This window comes from Eisenbergiella tayi (assembly GCF_001881565.1).
GTDB lineage: Bacteria > Bacillota > Clostridia > Lachnospirales > Lachnospiraceae > Eisenbergiella > Eisenbergiella tayi.
Window position 1 is genome coordinate 372,539 of the sequence record NZ_MPDJ01000005.1, and the last position, 20,921, is coordinate 393,459.

Consider the following 20,921-nt stretch of genomic DNA (forward strand, 5'->3'; position numbering starts at 1 on the left):
GTCTTTTTATGACCTGTTTATACTAAAAAAACTGCTATGAAAGCAGGCCCTTACTCTCGTTTGGAAGTTCCCGCCAATCCCCTTCCCGCGGTCTCTTCCGGTGGGCTGTTGTGGGCTCTTGCTGTGGCTTCTTCCTGCGGCCTGTGTCCGGGGAAGGTTATCCCCTGTGTTTCCGTAAGCATCTCAAAAAAAGGAGCTGTTTCTAACAATTTCAATTCTATGCTACGCTGCCCGCCCTTAGCGGCTCTGTAAGCGACTAAAGTCGCTCCGACGATCCTCGGGAGGAGTTCAGCCGCGTTGGCAACGAAGTATAGAATTAAAATTGTTAGAAACAGCCCCTTTTTTGTCTGCTTACATAAACACTAGGGATAACCTTCTCCGGCACAGGACACACCGCAGGAAGAAGCCGCAGCAAAAGCCCGCCGGAAGAAACCGCGGGAAGGGGATGGGCGGGAACTCCCAAACGAGAGCAAGGGCCTGCCTCCTCAACCTACGCTATTTTTTATCATGACAACAAATCAATCCCCCCATTATCCTTCGGCCTGATATACATCTCAATTTTACAGTCCGCCAGATATTCATAATTAACCTCCAGCGCATAATCCACATTAACCCGGATTTCCTTTTCCGTCTCTGTAAGAGACACCCTGCTGGTGTCAAGGCCAACCAGAATCCCTCCATAGGGTGTAAGATAATTCGTCATGTTTTTTTTGTTTTCTTCGAATACCATATATACATTTACCAGGCCGCGTTTGGTAAGGTTCAGTTCACGCTCCCGGAATTTGATGATATTTTTGGTTGGCTCCTCACAGCCCTCCATAAGTTCATCGTAAATGACATAATGAGTACCATTTTTTTTATAATATTGACCCCATTGTATCGTTTCGATTTCTTCACTGTCGGCGCTCTGGTCGAACTGAAGCCCTTTAATGGAAACCATTACATCTTTTGTCATAGCAAACCTCCTGTTGTCAGTATTCTTCAATTTGAATGGTTTTGGCCGACAGGATACCATATTTAATGATGGAATTGGCAAAGCGTTTGAATTTTTCCGCTCCGTCACTGACATAAAATTTATATTTGTTATCCCCTAAAGCCGGCGCCTGGGGATTGAGCAGATTACAGTCTGTCAGAAGCTTTTTCAGCTCAGCTGCCGTTTCGTAGGCCGGATTCACCAAAGTTACCTCTTCTCCCATAATCCTGCCGACTGTGGAACGGATAAGCGGATAGTGGGTACATCCCAAAATCAAAGTATCAATCCCGATATCAATAAGCTCTGTCAGATACCGGGAGGCAATTTCATCTGTTACCGGATCCTGAAGCAGGCCTTCCTCCACCAGCGGGACAAACAGCGGGCAGGCTTTGCCGGTCACCTTTGCATCCGGGTTAATATTATGTATAAAATCCGTATAAATCTGACTGCCGATAGTCCCTTCGGTACCTATAACACCTATTTTTCCGTTTCTGGTCACTTCAGCCGCCACCCTGGCTCCCGGCTTCACAACCCCGATAATAGGAATATCTATTTCCTTTTCCAGGCTGTCCAGGGCATAAGCGCTCGCCGTATTGCAGGCAACCACGATAGCTTTTACATCCTGTGTCCGGAGAAAACGTACGATCTGCCTGGAATATCTGGTCACCGTATCCTGTGACTTACTGCCGTAAGGCACCCTGGCCGTATCGCCGAAATATACTATTTTTTCATTAGGAATCTGGCGCATAATTTCCCGCGCCACCGTAAGGCCGCCTACACCGGAGTCAAAGACCCCCACCGCAGCGCCCTGCAGTTCTTTACTCTGTATCATTCCTTCCTCGATTCCGCCGCCAAGACAGCATTTTTAACCGATGGAAATCTGCCTGCTACCATTCCGCTCCCGCAGAATATTTTACCCGGTTTTCATCCCGGCGATCCGGAGAAGCTTCCTTGCCGCCTTCCTCTCTTACCCCGGCCGCATCCGCTTTCTTTCCTTTTTCTTTATCCATAAAACTGAAGCGGATCGTAACCTCTCCTTTTCCGGCATCCAGTATCTGATAATAGTCTTTTACCTGATCCGTGGATTCCACAGGAGTTCCATCCTCTATTTTCTGATAGGCATCGCCCGCAAAGGTGTATTCCGGATACAATATATTCCAGAAGCTGCATACAAGCAGCCCTGCCGCAGCGACATCCCTGATGATTTCCTTATATTTCATGCTGTCAATTCCCTTCCGTTTGATCTATGGAAAGTATTGACAGACATTTGCCTGCTTATACTCTGGACGTTCCCTTATTCTGCTGAATCTGGTTCAGAATGGACTGCTCCTGGTTATAAATGTGCATTTTAATGGCTTTAGCACCGGCATTTTTGTCCCTGCAGCTGATGCACCTGTATATCTCTTCATGCTCCTCGATCAGCCTGCCATGCTGGCTCACGTCTTTAATATATTCCAGGCGGTACCGGTACATTTGCTGGGAAAGGTTACTCACCATCTGCGCCAGCTTTTCGTTCCGGCTTCCCTGTACAATTATATCATGAAGCTCCACATCAGCCTGGGCTATCTGTACGGCGTCCTGGGTTTTGGTAATTTCCGCAAAATTATCACAGGCCTGCCTCAGCTTTCCAATCTCTTCCTCTGAAATTCTTTCGCAGGCAAGTTCCATGGCAAGCGCATCCAGCGCCTGGCGGACTTCCAGCACATCCCTCAGGCTCTTGGCCGTAATCTGTGCAACCTCCGCGCCGCGCCTGGGTATCATCGTAACCAGTCCCTCCAGCTCCAGCTTGCGGATGGCTTCTCTGATTGGGGTCCGGCTCACGCCCAGCTTATTGGCAAGATGGATTTCCATCAGCCTTTCCCCCGGCTTCATCTCGCCCTTCAATATGCTTTCCCGCAGAGTGTTGAATACAACATCTCTCAGAGGCAGGTAATCATTCGTATTTTCTTCAGCTTTCATCTATGCTCCATTCTGCGTGCAGGGCACGTGCTTATTTCAACTGCGTTCGTTCATTTACGGATACAGGTCTTATCGGAAAAAGAAGTGAGATATACCTGTTTAGCCAGACCGGCCCTTCTCAGTTCCTCACAGGCCTGTGCCGCCAGGTCGTTTCTGTCATATAAGGCGAATACGGTGGGGCCGCTGCCGCTCATCAGGGCTCCCAGGGCTCCCCTCTGCATGAGAAACTGCTTGATCTGTCCGATAACCGGATATTCCTTTTCCGTTACCGTCTCCAGCACATTTTCAAGACGTTCTGCCACTCCCCGGATATTTCCTTCCCGTATGCTGTCCAATATCCCGTCAATATCAGGGTGCTTTTCCATTCTTTCCAGGTGCAGGTTTTCATAGACGAAACGGGTGGATACATGAATCGGCGGTTTTGCGATAATGACGGAGCATCGGGGCGCGGACGGCAGAGGAGTCAATATCTCGCCTATCCCTTCCGACAGCGCGGTCCCGCCCTGGATACAATATGGCACATCGGCGCCGATTGTCACCGCCTTCTTCTGCATATCCTCCATGGTCATTCCCAGATCGAAAAGCTCATTCATCCCGGCGAACGCGGCGGCGGCATCGGTGCTTCCTCCCGCCATTCCTGCAGCAACAGGTATTTTTTTCTTAAGATGAATGGTCAGTCCTTCTTTGATGCCGTATTCCTTCCGGAGAAGCTCCACGGTTTTCACAATGAGGTTGTGCCCGTCCGTAGGCAGGGAACGCAGGTTGGTGGTCAGGCGCACCCTGCCGCCCTGCTGCTTCCTGAAGGTGAGCTCATCATACAGGTTCACCGTCTGCATGATCATCCTCACCTCATGATACCCATCTTCCCTGCGCCTTATGACATCCAGGCCTAAATTAATCTTGGCCATTGCTTTTAATGTAATTTCTTCCATTTCCGGCTCCTATCTGTACATCAGGAATTTTGTCCGGATAACATGGTAACTATTATGGCTGTACCTGTTCCATTCCGGATTGTATACACTGATTGTACTTAAGTATATACAATTCGGGCGGGTTCGTCAATGTTTATCTTTCTTTGCAAAAAGCCCGGAAAGCCGCGGAAATGCTGGGAAAAATGACATTTAACAGTTCGTCTTAGTTTATGATAATTTCTTTTGTTTTATACCGGTATCGTACGGATTGGGACAGAAATAGGGGCAAGCTCCCCGGCTGCAGGTGTTCAGGAATATGGGACTGAGTATTCTGATAAAAAACGACTCAACCTTTCGTCAGCATTAAGGAGCATGCTCCCCCCGGCTCATGCTCCTTAATATTTCTCTTATATTCAGGAAATCCCTTTTACAATCAACAGTTTATCTCCCGGATGGATTTCATCCGAAGTCAGTTCATTAATATCCTTGATCTGCGACACGGGAACATAATATTTTTTGCCAATATTCCAGAGACTGTCACCCTCCCTGGCGATATAGGCCACGATACCCGGCAGGCTGCTCAACTTATCCGGATCCAAATCCGTCACCTTCACATCCTGAATCATAGGCTCTTCATAATGGCTGAACACAATGCCGTGGAAATCCAGTACCGCCTTCACTTCCACCTCATCTGCATCTATCATGGTAACGCTCAGATCCTCGGGAACCGAACCCAGCTTATAGGTGCACTCAGGGCTGATTCCGGGAATCTCCAGCACATAGCTGAAGGGAATCGTTCCGGCAATGCTGTCATAGGGCACCTCCGGATCCCCGGTCCCATACAGGCTTTTCACTGCCGCCGCCCCGGTAATACGCAGGCCTTCGTCCACAATCTTCGTTTCCGCCATCTGTATATCGCATTCGCTGTGGCAGAGCTGCTGCATTTTAGGCAGTCCCGCCGCCACCTTAAAGCGGCCGGAAATCTTGGTTTTTCCCATGTTTTTCATCAAAAGCTGCTTCAGCTTTCCTACACCGGCCACCGCTTCCATTTCCCTGGTAACCCCATATATATCAGATAGAATTTCCGTCTGCTCTTCTTCATATATTTTCATATCCAGATCCAGGACAATTTCCAGCCCTACAATCCGTTCTTCTCCGTCGGTATCCGCCTTGACCTCCAGCTCCTTGTGGCCGATCTGGCAGGTAATGTCATCCACCATACGTTCCCGCAGGCCCTGGCAGTCCAGGACGCCGCTGAAAGGTATCTTGGCTTCATACCACATGACAGGACGATTTTCGCCCTCTCCCTCATAAAGGAAAAACAGCTGGACCTCTCCCTGTATGGAAAGCTTTCCTTCCGACAGCCGGAACTGGGTCTCTCCCAGCTTGCAGGTCTGCCAGAAAATATCAAAGATATTGGGATAACCGTTCGGCAGCTCCATTTCCTCACGGATTCGGAAAATATCCTTCTTCTGGATAGCCAGGCTGGCCAGGTTGATTGTCTTCTGCCTGAATTCCACCGGTTCATTGCTGCTCAGCTCCACGGCAGCTTCCTCATCATAAAGCTCTTCCACATAAAGTCCCAGCCGGATCAGTGCCTGCACGCTCAGCTTTCTGGAGTTAATCATGCCGACGCTTAAATCCTCCAGATCCTTTTTGACGGAAACGCTGTCGGTGGGAACCACTCCCTCCATATAAATCTGCTCGTCAAAAGGAATGCTTCCTTCCATGCTGGCAGGCCGGCGCACATCATCATCCGACAGATACAGGACACAAAATTCCAGCTTTCCCTTGATATACACATGATCCTGCACCGCTCTGATTTCATCGATGACCACTTCACCCTGCTCCTCTATGAGCTGGTAAACGTCAGGCCTGGAATCCGTGATATTGATATCATCTTCCATCGTTATCTGCGTACTGGCCTTACATTTAATGCGGTCCATATGTATATTCTTTTTTATTAATTCCATACGAATACCCTCCACGCGAATGCCTTTGTACAATGTATTCGGCGGATGGGAAAATATGACGGCTGCATGCAATTTTTAGGTACTTTCTTATTTTACACAGCCGATAATTTCATGAATATCCTGTATCTTTTCTTCCTTCATAAAAGCTTCGATTCCCTTCACCACTTCCTCCGTGGCGTAAGGATTGATGAAGTTGGCCGCGCCGACCGCTACTCCTGTGGCTCCGGCCATGAGGAATTCCAGGGCATCCTCGGCATCGGATATGCCTCCCATCCCGATAATGGGTATGGAAACCGCCTGGGCGCACTGGTAAACCATGCGCAGGGCTATCGGCTTGATCGCAGGGCCGGACATGCCTCCCGTTTTATTTGCCAGCACAAAGCTCCTGCGGCGGATATCAATTTTTGTCCCCAGGAGGGTGTTAATCAGGGAAATGGCATCCGCTCCCGCCGCTTCCGCCGCTTTTGCCATCTCTGTAATATCCGTTACATTAGGGCTCAGCTTCATTATAATAGGCTGTCTCGCTTTTTCCTTAACAGCCGCCGTAATCTCGGAAAGGCACTCCGCCTTCTGTCCGAGAGCGATGCCCCCTTCCTTTACATTGGGGCAGGAAACATTGATTTCCAGCATATCCACATCCGTGTCGGCAAGGCGTTCCACCACTTCCAGATATTCTTCGATTGTTTTTCCGCATACGTTGACAATGATCCTGGTATCGTACTTCTTTAAAAAAGGAATATCCCTTTCGATAAACACATCGATCCCGGGGTTTTGCAACCCGATGGAATTGAGCATGCCGCCGTATACCTCCGCCACTCTTGGCGTGGGGTTTCCCGGCCAGGGGATATTGGCAACACCCTTGGTCACGACAGCTCCCAATTGGTTCAAATCTACAAATTCCCCATACTCCATGCCGGATCCGAAGGTTCCGGAGGCAGTCATCACAGGGTTTTTAAATTCTACGCCGGCTATGGTAACTTTTGTATTCATATTTCCACCTCCCTGGCCTCAAATACGGGGCCGTCCGTGCAGATACGGGCATTGTTCACATGCGAATGGGCGTCCACGTCCTTTGTCCTGCAGACACATCCCAGGCAGGCTCCCACACCGCAGGCCATTCGTTCCTCCAGGGAAATATAGGCGGGAATATCCGCTTCCAGGGCATACTGCTTGATCGCCCGCAGCATGGGCATAGGGCCGCAGGCATAAATTACATCCGCCTTCAGCCCGTTTTCACGGATGGCATCCATCACATTTCCTCTGGCGCCCACACTGCCGTCCTCCGTTGCGATAAAGACCTGCCCGTTTTTTTCAAAATCCGATTTTAGGAAACAGTTTTCATCTCTGTACCCCACGATGATCTTTTTTTCACAGTTCAGCTGTCTGGCCAGCTCCAGGATGGGCGGAACGCCGATGCCGCCTCCCATCAGGAACGCCGTCTGCCCTTCTTTTACCTTATCCAGAGGGAATCCGTTCCCCAGGACGCCCAGGACTGCAATCTCGTCTCCTTCCCTGTAAGTGGAAAATTCGCCGGTTCCTTTCCCTGCAACCCGGTATACAAGGCGCAGGCTTCCTTCTTCCTTATTCACCTCGCAAATACTGATGGGGCGCGGAAGCAGCGTGCTTTTATCCCTGGGATAAAGGGCAACGAACTGTCCCGGGGCCGCATCCTGCGCTAAACTGGTCTTTATCCGGCAGTCATATATACCGGGGGCAATCTCCTGCTGCCATAAAACAGTGGCTTGTTCTTTCTTCTTCTGTGCCATTTTCTTTCCTTTCCGCTTTTACACTTGAAAATTCTATTCTCAGTCTCCTGGCCTTCCGTCCGGAATCAGATACGATAAACGATCTTTCCTGCGCAGATGGTATAATGAATCCTTCCCTTCATTTCCCATCCCAGGAACGGAGTATTGGAGGATTTGGAGCGAAAATGCTCCGCCTTCCACAGCTCATTCTCATCAAAAAGAATGAGATCCGCAGGGCCGCCTTCCGCCAGATATCCGGCATCCAGATGATAAAGCCTGGCGGGCGCCAGGGACATCCGTTCCAGCAGCTGAAGCAAAGTCAGCTTTCCTGTGTCCACCAGATTCATGATCCCTAAGGAAAGGGAGGTTTCCAGCCCGATAATTCCGCTGGGCGCTTCAGTCAGGGGCTTCGCTTTCTCCTGTGCCGTGTGAGGGGCATGGTCTGTGGCTATCATATCGATGGTATTATCCTGAAGGCCTTCAATAATTGCCTGTCTGTCCGCTTCCTCTCTGAGAGGAGGATTCATTTTGGCAAGACTTCCGTATTGAATGACCGCATCCTCTGTCAGCGTGAAATGATGGGGCGTCGCCTCCGCATGGACATCCGCCCCCCGCCTTTTGGCTTCCCTGACTAAAGCCACCCCTTCTTTGGTACTGATATGCTGTATCACCACCGCAGCTCCGGTCTCCTCCGCCAGACGCACATCCCTCTCAATCATATCGATTTCCGCCTGCCGGCCGGAACCTCCGATCCCAAAATGGCCGCTGGCTTTTCCCCTGTTAATCCCGTTATTTTCTATGAAGGCAGGGTTTTCTTCATGAAAGCTGATGGGAACTCCCAGCACCGCCGCCGTTTTCATCGCATTCCGGGCTGTTTCTTCCTTTAATAAGGGAATACCGTCATCCGTAAAGCCCACAGCTCCTGCCGCCGCAAGGCCTTCCATATCAGTCAGCTTTTCCCCTTTCATCCCCATGGTTACATTAGCACAGGTTTCCACGTGGATCGGCGTATGACGGCCCTTTTCCAGGACATAATCCAGGGTTTCCCGGTTATCCACACAGGGCCTTGTGTTGGCCATGAGGACCACCGTGGTCACCCCTCCTGCCGCTGCCGCCCCGGCGCCGGTGTCAATGTCTTCCTTTTCCGTAAAACCGGGATCCCGGAAATGCACATGGGCATCCACCAGGCCGGGAGCGGCAATCATGCCTTCCGCGTTTATCACCTGAAGCATGTCCTCCTCTTCCCCGGAAAAAACAGCAGCCTCTGTTTCCCGGATAGAGTCTGCTATTTTTATAATTTTTTCATCCTGTATCAGGATATCCTTATAGGCATCCGTACCTGACGCAGGGTCTGTCATGTGCGTATTTTTAATTAACAGCATGCTGCTCTCCTTTATTAGTTGGTATTTCTATTGTATCAAATCCCGTTTTTTTCATCAACTTGTTTCCTGCTATTGTTCTCTGTAAAAGCGGATGCCGGTGGGCAGCCCGGCCGCTTCTCTTCAATCAAATACCACCGTTTTATCCCGGAATTCAACCTTTAATACAATATAAGGATAAGAAGGACTGGTGGCGGGCGTGCTTCCTGCCTTCGGCCCCAGCAGGTTGGTATTTACATAAACAGCATTCTCCGTCTCATACAGATCATTCACTGTAACACTGTAACCGCCGCTTTCCTGTTTTCCGTACCCGATACAGATATACAGATATCCCTCATCCGCATAGGTAAGCTTGAAGGCACTTTCCTTTTTCTGATCCAGGATTTCCTTCAGCTCATCCGGCAGCCTATCCTCACTCACCACTGTGAATTCCAGATTTTCCCGGCTTTGTTCTTCTGCCGTATCTTTTCCGCAGGCAGTAAAGCAGACGGCCATGATAGAGGCTATCACCAGCAAGCATATTTTTTTCATAAATAACCTATCCGTCTTTTTTACTAATCTATTGACGTACAGGATGTCCTATGCCTGTTTTTTCCAAAGAATTGCCGGATACCGGCAAAAAGACCGCCGCTCTTCCCATATGGAAGAAAAGGCAGTCTTTCCACAATCATCGTTCTTTTTCTATGCGTTATCCACAATTTTTCTCGCCACATCCGGTTTATTTGTGATTATGGCATCAATTCCTTCTTTCACAAGAACCCTCATATATTTTTCATCATCCACAGTCCATACATGAAGCAGAAGATTTTTTTCTCTGCACGCCTCCAGAAAACCGTCGTACTGCAGGTTATAAAGCGCCGGATGGAGGGCGTCCGCGCCCAGTCCGGCGGCATAGCCCGGCACATCCTGGAAGCCGTCGGCATACAGCAGGCCGGTTCTGGCCGCCGGGTCATATTCCCGCATTTTCATCACACTGTAATGATTAAAGGAAGAATAAATGATTTTCCCCTGCATTCCTTTTTCCTTCTCCAGCAGATACAGCTTTTCTTCAATACCGGGGTAAAAATAAATTCCTGTTTTGATTTCCACATTGATCTCCAGCCCCAGAGGCTTCAGGAGATCATAGACCTCTCCCAGCGTAGGAATACGGGCGTCCGCATATTCCGGGTGGGTTTTGTTAAACATAAATTTCTTAAGCTCCTCCAGCGTATAATCCCTCACATAGCCGTGCCCGTCACTCACCCGGTCTATCGTCTCATCATGGATTACCACCAGCTGGCCATCCTTACTCAGCTGTACGTCCAGCTCCACGCCGTCCGCCCCCTGCTCGGCTCCTAGACGGAAGGCCTCCAGTGTATTTTCCGGCGCATATGCACTGGCTCCCCTGTGCGCCCATACTTTTGATTTCATATGGATTCTCCTCCTATATTTCCAGTTTCATTCCGTCATATGCCGCAATCATGTTTCCATACTCTTCCTCCGGACTGTGAAGCTCCCTCGCCATATGGGAAAGCACCACTCTTCCGTCCTCTTTCAGTATCCCGCATTCCTCGATGGAGGCCACAAGAAGCTCCACCATGGGAAGGGTGTTATGGCTGGCTATCCGATAATTGGCCCGCATATTCCCCACCGTCGCTTCCAGAATCATCACATCCAGCTTCTGTTTCTGCAGGACGGACCAGGTTTGGGCAAGAAACCATGCGCCGTCGCAGCCGTAAAAAAAGGATTTACCCTCTCTGGAAAAAATATAATGCAGGGCCGTCTCCTGCGTCCTGGACACCTCATGATTGGCTCCGAGAGGCAGAATCGTCATATCCCCCGCTTTCACCCTTTTTCCGATCTTAAGCGGGTGTATGTTCATCCTCTCCTGCTCCTCCTGCGTCAGCTTCAGCCAGGGAATGGTGCCTTCATGGCAATAAAAGCCCACCTTCCCCTTCGCTTCTCCTAAAAAGCTGTCTAACGCCTTATTGGTGAAATGATCCTTGTGGCTGTGGGTCAGGAAAATTCCTTTTAGCCCCGACAAATCCAGCTTAAGCACCTTTTTGGCAAAAAACCAGGACTCCGGCGCGGGATCGATCAGATACTTTCCATTGATCAACAGGCTGGAGGTACGGCGGATCGCACCGTTCACATCATATCTTACATCCGCTCCCGGCCGCAGCGGCCAGTCCGCAGCCCCCGTCCCCAGAAAAACAAGTTCAAATGCCGCCATAATCCTTTTCCTCCTAATTTCGGCTTTTCTGATATTCCCTCGGGGTCATCCCATATTTCTTTTTAAAGAGGCTGAAAAAATAGGGGTAGCTGGTAAAGCCCGACTGATCAATGATTTCCTTCAGCTTTCTGTCCGAAGTATCCATAAACTCCTTGGCACGTTCCAGCCTCACTTCGTTCAGATACTCCACAAAACCGGTACCCACCTCGGACTTGAACAGGGTGCTCAGATAAGAGCTGTTCATACCCGCATTTTCCGCCGCATCAGACAGGGATATCCCTTCTCTGTAATGTTGATGGATATAGGATATCACTTTCTTCACCGGAACGGAATAGTCTTTCTCATATTCCGGCTTCCTGTTTTCCATGAGGACAGCCTCAAACAGGTGAAGGAAAAATCCACGGCATTCCTTCAGCTTTTCCAGCTGCGCCACGTATTCCATGATCCCGGTCCGGTGCCCATATACCTTTTCATAGGCTATCCCCTGTTTTTTGCAAAAAGAAAGGGAAAGGATGAGTAAATCGGAAAAAAGCTGGCTGCAGCCGGCCCTCCCTATGTTTTTTTCATAGATTTCCCGAAAAATCCCTTCCAGCACTTCCTTCAGTTCTTCCGCGTCTCCCTGCCTGAGAGCCGCTGTTATCCTTTGCTCCTCTTCCAGGCGGATACCGCTGCCGTCATTGTATTCTCTTCCTTCTTCCGTTTCCCCCGGTTTATCCAAATCCAGGAATTCATTTCTTCTCCGGTTTTCCAGCTCCTGGAATCCGGTCTGCATTTCTGTCAGAGGGCCGGATCTTCCCACATGGAAATTTCCGTCCAGACGCATGAATTTATTCAGGCAGAAGCTGCTGCGGTTGATTATTCTGCGCAGCTCCTCTCCCGCCTTCTGTTCACTGACAACACCATTCAGCGAAAGGAGCATCAGAATTTCATTGTTTTCCAAAGGCACGGCCAGTCCCTGGAATTCTTCCCGGATAATCTCCTCCAGCACATTGCACACGGAAAAGATAATCAGTCTTTTATCCCGGAGCGTCCCTCCCTCTGCTCCCGCAGCGGAGTAAGTGACCTTTTCTTCCAGATTCCTTATACTCAGCAGTATGGGTACCACACGCCCGGCGTCCAGCTCAATGGACAGCATCTGCATGTCACGGTCGATAAATGCTTCCTTCCCCCGGTATTCCCCGCTGATCAGCTGCAGTACAAACTGCCTGCGCAGCGCCTGCAGGTTATTCTCATCCTTTTTAATTATAGGCCCCACCTTCAGGACCTCCTCCGCCTTATGAAGGGATTCCAGAAGGCTCTCCGGCGTCAGATTATTTTTTATCAGATAATCAATGGCATTATGCTTCAGCACATCTCTCACATATTTGTAATCGTCGTAACCGCTCAGACAAATCGTACAGATTTCCGGATACTCCGCCGAGATCCGGCGGACCAGCTCATCCCCGTTCATCTGGTTCATCTTAACATCGGTAATCACAATATCGGGATGCAGCCCGGGAATCAGGGACCAGGCCTGTTTTCCGTCGCCGCATTCCCCGCAGATACAATAGCCTTCCTTTTCCCAGTCGATGAGGGAACGTACCATCGCCCTGCTCGGCAGCTCGTCATCTACCAATAACACTCTAATCATCTTCTTCACCAACCTGATATCTTTTGGGAATCCGCAGGGAAACACAGGTATAGATGCCTTTTTCCCCTGTTATGCTCACCCCGTACCTCTCCCCATAATAAAGCTGTATCCGTTTCTGGATATTGAACAGCCCGATCCCCTCTCCATTCCGGAGGTTATCCAGAATCGCCCTGCTCTCCTCCTCACTCAGCCCTTTTCCATTATCCTCCACATCGATCTGTACATCCTCACCGTCGGAATAAATGGATACGGAAATATAACCGTCCTCCCTTTCCATCACCTCACCGTGCTTCAGGGAGTTTTCCACAATGGGCTGTATGAGCATTTTCAGGATATAGCACTGCCTCAGTTCTTCTTCGATCTTACATACGAATTTGATCCGGGCCGCCTTCTGGAATTCCTTCATGCAGACATATTTATTCAGATAATCCAGCTCCTCCTGAAAGGTCAGATATGTGTTTTTGGACATATTCACCTGCATGATGGAGCTGAGGGCATTCACTGCATCCACAATGGAATCGGCTCCCTGCATCTGCCCCATCCATTTGATGGTGTTCAGGCTGTTGTACAGAAAATGAGGATTGATCTGCGCCTGCAGGGCCCTCAATGTCAAAAAGCGCTTTTCCTTTTCATGCTTTTTCATGTCTGCGATTTGTTCCTTGATACGGCTGATCATATCCTCAAAGCGGTGATACAGCACCTCCGCCTCATCACCGGAATGAATGGATATGTCCAGATACAGATTGTCCTTCTGTATGCTGCCCACCGCATCGGTGAGGATTTCTATGTTTTTCAGGAAACGATTGGCCAGGATGCGGCAGAGTATCACCGCAGCCAGGGAAAGCAGCACCAGAACCACCGCATTGATCGACAGCATTCTGCTGTGCTGTCCGGAAATCTGCTCATAGGGAATCAGCACAATGCTCTGCCATCCGGTTACCTCCGACGTCATCTTCATGAGCAGCGCCTTCCGGTTCCCCAGCCTTATGACCGCCCTGTCTTCCTTTTGGGCAAATGCGCTTATCTCATCCGCCCCGATTTTCCTTTCCTGCTCAAACCGTTCCAGGTTATTTCTGTATATTTCCTGACGGCGGGCCTGATCCCATATGATCAGTCCTGAATCATATCTCTCCGTTTCGTTATAAATCCCGTAAATCCCACGGCAGTTAATCAGCATGACCACCCAGGCTCCCGGCGTCTCTTTTCCCATATTCAGCTGTTTTGTCAGCACAATCCGCGGATAATCGTATTTATCCCTGGCTTTCTGCACCCCGAATACCACTTCCTGCTTTCCGGCCATCTCCTTATAATACGCAAGCGTTTCCTCATCCAGCTCGGTGTAAGCTCCTCCCGCTGAAAATTCCATTCCGTTTTCCGTATACACATAAATATTCTGCATATATTCCGCCCCGGTCATCACGGCTTTTAAAAGAAGCTGCATATTCCTCATATCCGTCAGACGCTCACTGTCATCCTCGTAGAAGGTTTTATTCAGTATGGGCTTTGCCAGATAATTATTCTGCAGGACAAAAGCGATGAGACGAAGCTTTTTCAGATAGCTTTCCACATTCCGGTTGGCCGTTTCCGTCATCTGTCCTGCATATTCCACTCCGCGCTCGGTGATTTCACTGGTAAAGGCCACTCCCCAGATCACGGTCGTAGCCAGGACAAAGGCCAGAAGAAGGCTGGCTACCATAATGACAAATTTATGCTTCATGCTGAAAAACGTTTTTTTCATTGGATCAACCCTTCACCGCGCCGTCTGCCAGCCCTGCCACAATGTATTTCTGCATGAACAGATACAGGATGACAATGGGCATGGAAACCAATACCACATCCGCAAATAACAGCTGCCAGTCCGACGCCTTCTGCCCCATGAACAAATACGTGGTGAGCACCGCCGTCGTCCTCTTCGCACTGTTCAGTAAATAAAGCGAGATCCCGAAATCATTCCATATAGACATCACGCAGTGCATCAGCGCCGTGATGGTCACCGGCTTCAGCAGAGGGAAAATGATACGGAAATACATAAGGAGCGGGCTCGCCCCGTCGATGATCGCGGCCTCGTCGATTTCACTGGAAATCCCTTTGATAAAACCGGTATAGATGAAAAAAATAAAAGGGAAAATGCTGGCTGCATATACCAGTATAGCACCTGCGACCGCTCCTGTTCCAGTGGTCATATGTACTTTTGACAGCATAAAATAAACAGGTACCATGGCCAGCGGAAGAGTCAGTCCCATGACGATGAAATTATTCACCGCCTTCATGGCCCTTGTTTTTCTTCTCACCACAACAAATGCCGCCATGGAGGCACATGAAAGAACCAGCGCCGCCCCCAGAAAGGTAACCACCGCGCTGTTCAGGAAGCTGGAAACAAGCCGCGCCTCCCGGATTACGGTACCGTAATTCTCCAGGAACTGTTCCCAGGAAATCCCGGTCAGGCTCAGCTGCAGCAGATTGGCCTGTCTCTTGCTTTTCATGGAATTTAAGAAGACCATCAGAAAAGGAATCAGGACAAGAAAGCTGATCAGGACTCCCATTATTTCAAAAACAACCTGTTTCATTTTTTTCTTATTCATTATAATTCCACCTCATTTTTGGCAATCGTCCGGTAGGTACACAAGGTTATGATAAGGATCATTCCGGCCAGCAGCGTCGTTCCCGCCGTAGCTTCCCCATATTTCTGATAGCTGTACGAATTATAAATCATGGTGTTGAAAACCTCCGTGGCATAGCCCGGCCCTCCTCCTGTGGTCGCCACAACGATATCAAATACCTTCAGCCCGCCGATAATGCTTAAAACAACCACATTATTGATGGAAGCCATCAGAAGAGGGAAGGTGATCTTTTTAAACTGCTGCCATTTGGTGGCCCCATCCATAATCGCCGCTTCATAATAATCTTTGGAAATATTCTGCATGCCCGCCAGCAGAATCATCATGGTATAGCCCGACCATTTCCAGATTTCAATAAAGCAGATGGACAGCATGGCTATCCTCGTGTCCGTCAGCCATTTGGGCTGGAAGCCGGTGAGCCCGATTGTCCTCAGAGCTGTATTTATCAATCCTTTGGAGGGATGCATCAAAGAGGTGAATACAATTCCTACCGCGATGGAATTGACTACTGCCGGCAGATAAAAAACCGTACGCAGATAATTGGTGGTTTTCAGCTTTCTGTTCAGCAGCACCGCAAGAAGCATACCTATGGATACCTTTCCCACTGTGGTTACAATGGTGAAAAGAAACGTATTCTTAAAGGCAATGCTCATATTGGGATTCTTTAAAATACTTATATAGTTTTCCAAACCGATAAAATCGGCCCTTTTAAAATTCCAGTTGGTAAAGGAATACCGAAAGCCCACAAGAAAGGGGACAATAAAAAACATGACAAAAAGAAAAATGCCGGGCAGGATAAAATAGACCGGGTATTGCTTTTTTCTTAACATAAACCATTCCTTCCTTCAAAAGAGGGAGGTGCCCTGCGAAACTCTTTCCCGGCTGAATACCCAAACCCGGGAAAGAATCCCGTATAACACCTCCCCCATTTTTCACACTGTCAATTATCTGCTTTCAAAACCGGAACGCTGTCCGCTGCCTTACCGAATCAATAGCCCCAATCCGGGTTCCCCGCTTCTTTTGCATAGGTATCCCAGTCGGTGTCATAGCCTGCCAGCACATCCTTCGGAGTCTTATCGCCTGCCAGCATGGCCTGTACGTCACTCGCCATGGAAGGGGTGGAATAAAGAGTATTGGGAAGAGTATTTGTTTTCCCCGCTTCCATCAGAGCGGATACATCTGCCGGAATACTGCTCAGTTCCACTTCCACACCATTTACAGCCGGAATGCCCTGATGCAGCTTATAATATTCTGTCATCGCTTCCTTCGATACCAGTTCTCCCACGATCTGTGCCGCCAAATCCGCTTTCTTGCCGCTTACCGGAATCACGAAGCCTGTGGGTGTTTCCGTATAGGCGATGGAATCCGCCGCATTCGTAGCCGGGATAGGGAAGAAACCGATATTATCCAGCTCCTCTTCCGATTCCGCCAGCTTGGTTAATTCCGCATAAATCCAGGTTGCCTGAGGATACATGGCTGCTGTACCGGTGAGCAGCGCTTCCTGGGCATCCGCATAGCTGTCCGACAGGAAGGTATCCTGAATATAGCCCTTATCCTTCATTTCCTTCATCCGTTCGAAAGTGACCTGCATATATTCCATATCTGCCCACAGCTTTTTATGGCTGTTGAGAGCCTCGATACTGCCGGGCTCCATGCTTTCCTGTTTCAGGCGGGCATCAATGGGAATGATCTGAAGCGTCCACTCATTATCTGTCGTTCCTGAGATATACATCGGGGTAACTCCCGCCGCCTTAAGCGTCTCGCAGGCCGCCAGGAATTCATCCCAGGTCTGGGGGATCTGAATATTGTTATCCGCGAAAACCTGTTTATTGTAGCACATGCCGAATACGGTCACATCACCGAAGGGCGCGCATATCAGCCTGCCGTTATAAGTCTGGTTCGGGGATTCCAGAATGTTGGCATTATAATCCTTCGTCCAGTCTCCGGACAGCTCCATAAATAAATCTTCCCCTATTTCCGTTGCGCTCGTCTTCGCTCCCTGCCACCAGAGGATATCCGGAACCTCTCCGGACTGCATTTTTGCAAAAATAAGCTCATTCCCGGAACCGCCCTCCGGAACTTCCTCAAATTCAAACTTCACATTACACTTTTCTGCAACATAATCAAACACTGCATTCGCTTCATCGGTCCTCCAGCTGGAATGGCACATGACATTCAGAGTTTCCCCTCCGCCGTCCACCGCGGTATTTTCCGCCGCTGCGCTCTCCTGGCTTTCACCGGCCTGCGTGGATTCCTCTTTGCTTTCCCTGCTATCCTCCTGAACTGCTGCCGCCGGTTCACTCGCCGAAGCGCCTGATCCTGAACTGTTTCCGCAGCCTGCCAGAGCCGTCATCCCCATGGCCGCACATAATAAAATACTGACTACCTTCTTCTTCATTTTCCTCTCCCATCTGTACGCCCTGTCGCGTACGCAAATCAGGGAAGCCGAATACCTTTCTTTCAGCCAGCCCCATTTGTTGTTTCCTGATATCTTTATTCTAGCAAAACTTCTTTTCAGGAATTGTATTGTTTTTTTAGATTCATTACTTAATTTTTGGATATTGGAGCAATACTGCTGCTGCCAGGGTAACTGCCGTCCACTTAATTTTATCATATACTTGCAGCCTCCTTCTGAATATGGTAAATTAAAGTTACTTCTTATTTTTATCCGGCGTATCTGCCGCTTATTTCCTTATCAATACAAAATATAAAAATGCTGTTATGACTGCAGAATGAAAGCGTGGTGTTTTGCCTATGGTTTAATAATCTATTCTTTTACGTTGTAATCTATTAATAAAAACGATATAATGGAGGTAGACAAAAGACTTGGAAATTAAAATCACAAAAGAATATAAGGATCGCCTTTTCCGGTTAGTGTTCCGGGAAAAGAAGGATTTGCTTGATTTATATAATGCAGTCAATGATACGCACTACAGCAATGCCGATGAACTGCATATTGTCACTTTGGAAAACATGCTTTATCTGAAAATGAAAAATGATATTTCCTTTTTAATTGGCGACATCCTCAATCTTTATGAACATCAGAGCACGGTAAACCCCAATATGCCGGTAAGAGGGTTCTTATATTTTGCGGAAACTTATCAGAAGTATCTGGAAAAATATAAATACAATCTATATGGAAGCAAGCTGATCCCTCTGCCCAGGCCACAATATGTTATATTTTATAATGGTACGCAAAAACAGCCGGATCGTTCTCAGCTGAAGATGTCCGATGCCTTTCCCCACTCTAAAACCGCCATGGAGCCATGCCTGGAATGCAAAGCGCTCATGCTTAACATCAATAAAGGAAGGAACCGTGAATTGATGGAAAAATGCGGCAGACTGAAAGAGTATTCTCTGTTTATCGCAAAAGTCAGGGAAAAACTGACATTGGATTTGCCCTTCGCTGAAGCAGTCGATATGGCAATCCGGGAGTGTATCCGTGAAAACATTCTGAAGGATATTCTTATAAATCATCGCGCGGAGGTAATCAATATGTTATTTACGGAGTATGATGAACAGGAACATATGGCCAGTGTTAAGGAAGAAGGCCAAAACAGAGTAAACCAGTTAATCCGTCTTCTCATCCGGGAATCCAGGAGCGGGGAAATAGAAAAGGCGGTTATGGATCCCGTTTATCAGGATCAGCTTTTTCAGGAATTCAACCTCTGATTTAACGCACAGCGGCGACGCCGAAAAAAACAGGCGCCGCATGCCTATAATCTCTTGCTTTGCCAATAATGGTAGTATATACTAAAAAGGCAGCACAGCCTTTGCTTCTGCTGCCTTTACGCAACCAGAAAAGGAAGGGATTATCCTATGATTCGTTTTATCAGTGTCGCTCTTTTTGTAGTTATTTTTCTTATCCTGAGCATACCGCTTCTCATTGCGGAATGGATTATCGGCAAATTTAATATGGATATCAAAAACCGCAGCTCCCTGGCCATTGTCAATTGGGCGTTCCGCTGGTGCCTGAGGCTGTCCGGCGTGAAAATCACTTATATCGGTGAGGAACGGATTCCTAAAGACCAGGCTGTCCTCTATATCGGAAACCACCGGAGCTATTTTGACATCCTTATGACTTACGTACGCGTTCCCCGCCCTACCGGCTATGTCGCCAAGCTGGAGATGCTGAAAATTCCTCTTCTCAGCCACTGGATGAAAAATCTGCACTGCCTGTTCCTTGACCGCAAGGATCTGAAGCAGGGCGCCAAAATCATCCTCGCTGCAATCGGAAAAATCAAAGACGGGATTTCTATCTGCATTTTCCCGGAGGGTACCCGCAACAAGATTGCCGATACTTTCCTGCCGTTTCATGCAGGCAGCTTTAAAATTGCAGAAAAAAGCGGCTGCCCCATCATTCCCATTGCCCTGAATAATGCAGGGGATGTTTTTGAGGATCATTTTCCCAAGATTAAAAAAACCCACGTGGTTATCGAATATGGAGAGCCCATTTATCCGAATGAACTTTCCAAGGAAGAAAAAAAGAAGCTGGCGGATATCACGTTGGAACGGATAAAAGAGATGTATTTTAAGAATAAGGAATTAGTATAGTACATATATTCAGCCCGCCGGGGTTCCGGCGGGCTGGATGTTTATATCAGTGAGGCAGACCGGGTAAAGGCTTTGAAGCATAGCCGGGAATGGGAGGCAAAATTTATGACATTTGAAGAATGGGTAAAAGCAGAAAAACAAGAAAGCTGCATATTTGGCGAAGAAAAAATACTGAAATTGGTAAGGGTTCTTCTGCAGGATAACCGCCTGGAAGAATTGTCACAGATCAGTGAAGATACCGCACTTAGAGAACGTTTATGCAAAGAATACAAACTCTCTGATATCGTCTGATATACTTCAGGACTGGCCATATTCCTTTCTGCCAGTCTGATCAATAAGGCCTTCGGGCCGGTCTGAAAAATCTTATTAAATATCTGAAAAAAAGTCTGCCTCCTATAATTCCTTTTTTCTCTGGGTTGGTTATAGCCATATCGTGTCCAAACCGAAGAAAGAACTGCAGAAGGCAGACTTTTTAATATTTTAATTTTATTGGCACCTTTTCTTTATTGGATACCTTATCCCTATTCCGTTACAACACCCTTCTGCAGCATCACATTGGCATACACCGCCATTTCTCCGGTTGCCACAATGGCATAGGCCGTTTTTGCTTCTTCATAAAAAGCGAACCGCTCAATATTTCCCACCACTGCGCTTCCCCTGCCGTCATGCCTGGATATAATCTCCTTATACTCGTCCCAGATAGGTGTTTTAACCGGATCTCCGGGCATTACCTCCATGAGGTTAACCGGGTGCTCCACATAAGTATCCAGCGGAAATACCTGAAGGATGGCATCCAGAATTTCCGGCACGCCATGTCCGTCCAGCCGTACGACCTTAGCATTTTTCCCCATGGATTCCACAGGAAAATTACCGTCCGCAATTACAATTCTGTCACTGTGTCCCATTTCGCACAGAACCTTTAAAAGTTCCGGTGATAAAATGGAAGGAATTCCTTTTAACATAGCAT

Annotated in this window: 21 protein-coding genes; 3 read left to right on the forward strand and 18 right to left on the reverse strand. The window is 48.4% G+C overall.

What is annotated here, in order from left to right; translation table 11 throughout:
- Window positions 1-505 precede the first annotated feature (505 nt).
- The 17 genes from BLA28_RS19745 to BLA28_RS19825 form a co-directional block, all read right to left on the reverse strand.
- Window positions 506-955 (reverse strand): DUF1934 domain-containing protein, encoded by a 450-nt coding sequence (locus BLA28_RS19745; RefSeq protein WP_071699325.1) that lies wholly within the window; start codon window positions 953-955, stop codon window positions 506-508.
- A 16-nt stretch (window positions 956-971) separates the two neighbouring features.
- Complete coding sequence (gene murI, locus BLA28_RS19750; protein WP_009251802.1) at window positions 972-1,805, reverse strand: glutamate racemase; 834 nt, start codon at window positions 1,803-1,805, stop codon at window positions 972-974.
- Between the two features lie 55 nt (window positions 1,806-1,860).
- A complete protein-coding gene (locus BLA28_RS19755; RefSeq protein WP_071699326.1) occupies window positions 1,861-2,193 on the reverse strand; it encodes a hypothetical protein in 333 nt (110 codons plus the stop codon).
- A gap of 55 nt (window positions 2,194-2,248) precedes the next feature.
- Complete coding sequence (locus BLA28_RS19760) at window positions 2,249-2,932, reverse strand: GntR family transcriptional regulator (protein ID WP_071699327.1); 684 nt, start codon at window positions 2,930-2,932, stop codon at window positions 2,249-2,251.
- 50 nt (window positions 2,933-2,982) lie between these two features.
- Entirely contained in the window at window positions 2,983-3,864 is an 882-nt protein-coding gene (gene ispE / locus BLA28_RS19765; RefSeq protein WP_071699328.1) for a 4-(cytidine 5'-diphospho)-2-C-methyl-D-erythritol kinase, read from the reverse strand.
- A 392-nt stretch (window positions 3,865-4,256) separates the two neighbouring features.
- Window positions 4,257-5,816, reverse strand: coding sequence for a DUF3794 and LysM peptidoglycan-binding domain-containing protein (locus tag BLA28_RS19770; protein WP_071699329.1), 1,560 nt, complete (start codon window positions 5,814-5,816; stop codon window positions 4,257-4,259).
- 87 nt (window positions 5,817-5,903) lie between these two features.
- Window positions 5,904-6,806 (reverse strand): dihydroorotate dehydrogenase, encoded by a 903-nt coding sequence (locus tag BLA28_RS19775; RefSeq protein ID WP_071699330.1) that lies wholly within the window; start codon window positions 6,804-6,806, stop codon window positions 5,904-5,906.
- The gene (locus BLA28_RS19780; RefSeq protein ID WP_071699331.1) at window positions 6,803-7,582 is read right to left on the reverse strand and encodes a dihydroorotate dehydrogenase electron transfer subunit; all 780 of its coding nucleotides are present in this window, start codon (window positions 7,580-7,582) and stop codon (window positions 6,803-6,805) included. Before BLA28_RS19780 ends, BLA28_RS19775 begins: the two co-directional genes overlap by 4 nt.
- Before the next feature lie 65 nt (window positions 7,583-7,647).
- Window positions 7,648-8,943: a dihydroorotase gene (locus tag BLA28_RS19785; RefSeq protein ID WP_207650798.1), complete on the reverse strand. Its 1,296-nt coding sequence runs from the start codon at window positions 8,941-8,943 to the stop codon at window positions 7,648-7,650.
- Between the two features lie 120 nt (window positions 8,944-9,063).
- Window positions 9,064-9,471, reverse strand: a complete 408-nt coding sequence (locus BLA28_RS19790; protein WP_071699332.1) for a protease complex subunit PrcB family protein — start codon at window positions 9,469-9,471, stop codon at window positions 9,064-9,066.
- 150 nt (window positions 9,472-9,621) lie between these two features.
- Window positions 9,622-10,350, reverse strand: coding sequence for a glycerophosphodiester phosphodiesterase (locus BLA28_RS19795; protein ID WP_071699333.1), 729 nt, complete (start codon window positions 10,348-10,350; stop codon window positions 9,622-9,624).
- A 13-nt stretch (window positions 10,351-10,363) separates the two neighbouring features.
- Window positions 10,364-11,152, reverse strand: a complete 789-nt coding sequence (locus tag BLA28_RS19800; protein ID WP_071699334.1) for an MBL fold metallo-hydrolase — start codon at window positions 11,150-11,152, stop codon at window positions 10,364-10,366.
- A 13-nt stretch (window positions 11,153-11,165) separates the two neighbouring features.
- Complete coding sequence (locus tag BLA28_RS19805; RefSeq protein WP_143131510.1) at window positions 11,166-12,782, reverse strand: response regulator transcription factor; 1,617 nt, start codon at window positions 12,780-12,782, stop codon at window positions 11,166-11,168.
- Complete coding sequence (locus tag BLA28_RS19810; RefSeq protein ID WP_071699336.1) at window positions 12,775-14,520, reverse strand: sensor histidine kinase; 1,746 nt, start codon at window positions 14,518-14,520, stop codon at window positions 12,775-12,777. The genes BLA28_RS19805 and BLA28_RS19810 overlap by 8 nt, the downstream gene beginning before the upstream one ends.
- Before the next feature lie 4 nt (window positions 14,521-14,524).
- Window positions 14,525-15,364, reverse strand: coding sequence for a carbohydrate ABC transporter permease (locus BLA28_RS19815; RefSeq protein WP_071699337.1), 840 nt, complete (start codon window positions 15,362-15,364; stop codon window positions 14,525-14,527).
- The gene (locus BLA28_RS19820) at window positions 15,364-16,230 is read right to left on the reverse strand and encodes a carbohydrate ABC transporter permease (RefSeq protein ID WP_071699338.1); all 867 of its coding nucleotides are present in this window, start codon (window positions 16,228-16,230) and stop codon (window positions 15,364-15,366) included. The genes BLA28_RS19815 and BLA28_RS19820 overlap by 1 nt, the downstream gene beginning before the upstream one ends.
- A gap of 158 nt (window positions 16,231-16,388) precedes the next feature.
- Window positions 16,389-17,798 carry an ABC transporter substrate-binding protein gene (locus BLA28_RS19825; RefSeq protein WP_169897275.1) on the reverse strand — a complete coding sequence of 470 codons (1,410 nt, stop codon included), beginning with the start codon at window positions 17,796-17,798 and terminating at the stop codon, window positions 16,389-16,391.
- Between the two features lie 428 nt (window positions 17,799-18,226).
- Between BLA28_RS19825 and BLA28_RS19830 the strand changes: the two genes are divergently transcribed.
- The 3 genes from BLA28_RS19830 to BLA28_RS19840 all read left to right on the forward strand — a co-directional run bounded on the left by BLA28_RS19830 (window position 18,227) and on the right by BLA28_RS19840 (window position 20,245).
- Window positions 18,227-19,072: a hypothetical protein gene (locus BLA28_RS19830; RefSeq protein ID WP_071699340.1), complete on the forward strand. Its 846-nt coding sequence runs from the start codon at window positions 18,227-18,229 to the stop codon at window positions 19,070-19,072.
- A 147-nt stretch (window positions 19,073-19,219) separates the two neighbouring features.
- Window positions 19,220-19,954 (forward strand): lysophospholipid acyltransferase family protein, encoded by a 735-nt coding sequence (locus tag BLA28_RS19835; protein ID WP_069157789.1) that lies wholly within the window; start codon window positions 19,220-19,222, stop codon window positions 19,952-19,954.
- Between the two features lie 105 nt (window positions 19,955-20,059).
- Entirely contained in the window at window positions 20,060-20,245 is a 186-nt protein-coding gene (locus BLA28_RS19840; RefSeq protein WP_009251821.1) for a hypothetical protein, read from the forward strand.
- 230 nt (window positions 20,246-20,475) lie between these two features.
- Here the strand turns inward: BLA28_RS19840 and BLA28_RS19845 are convergent, their stop codons facing one another.
- Complete coding sequence (locus tag BLA28_RS19845; RefSeq protein WP_044963724.1) at window positions 20,476-20,916, reverse strand: RbsD/FucU family protein; 441 nt, start codon at window positions 20,914-20,916, stop codon at window positions 20,476-20,478.
- Window positions 20,917-20,921: the final 5 nt, after the last annotated feature.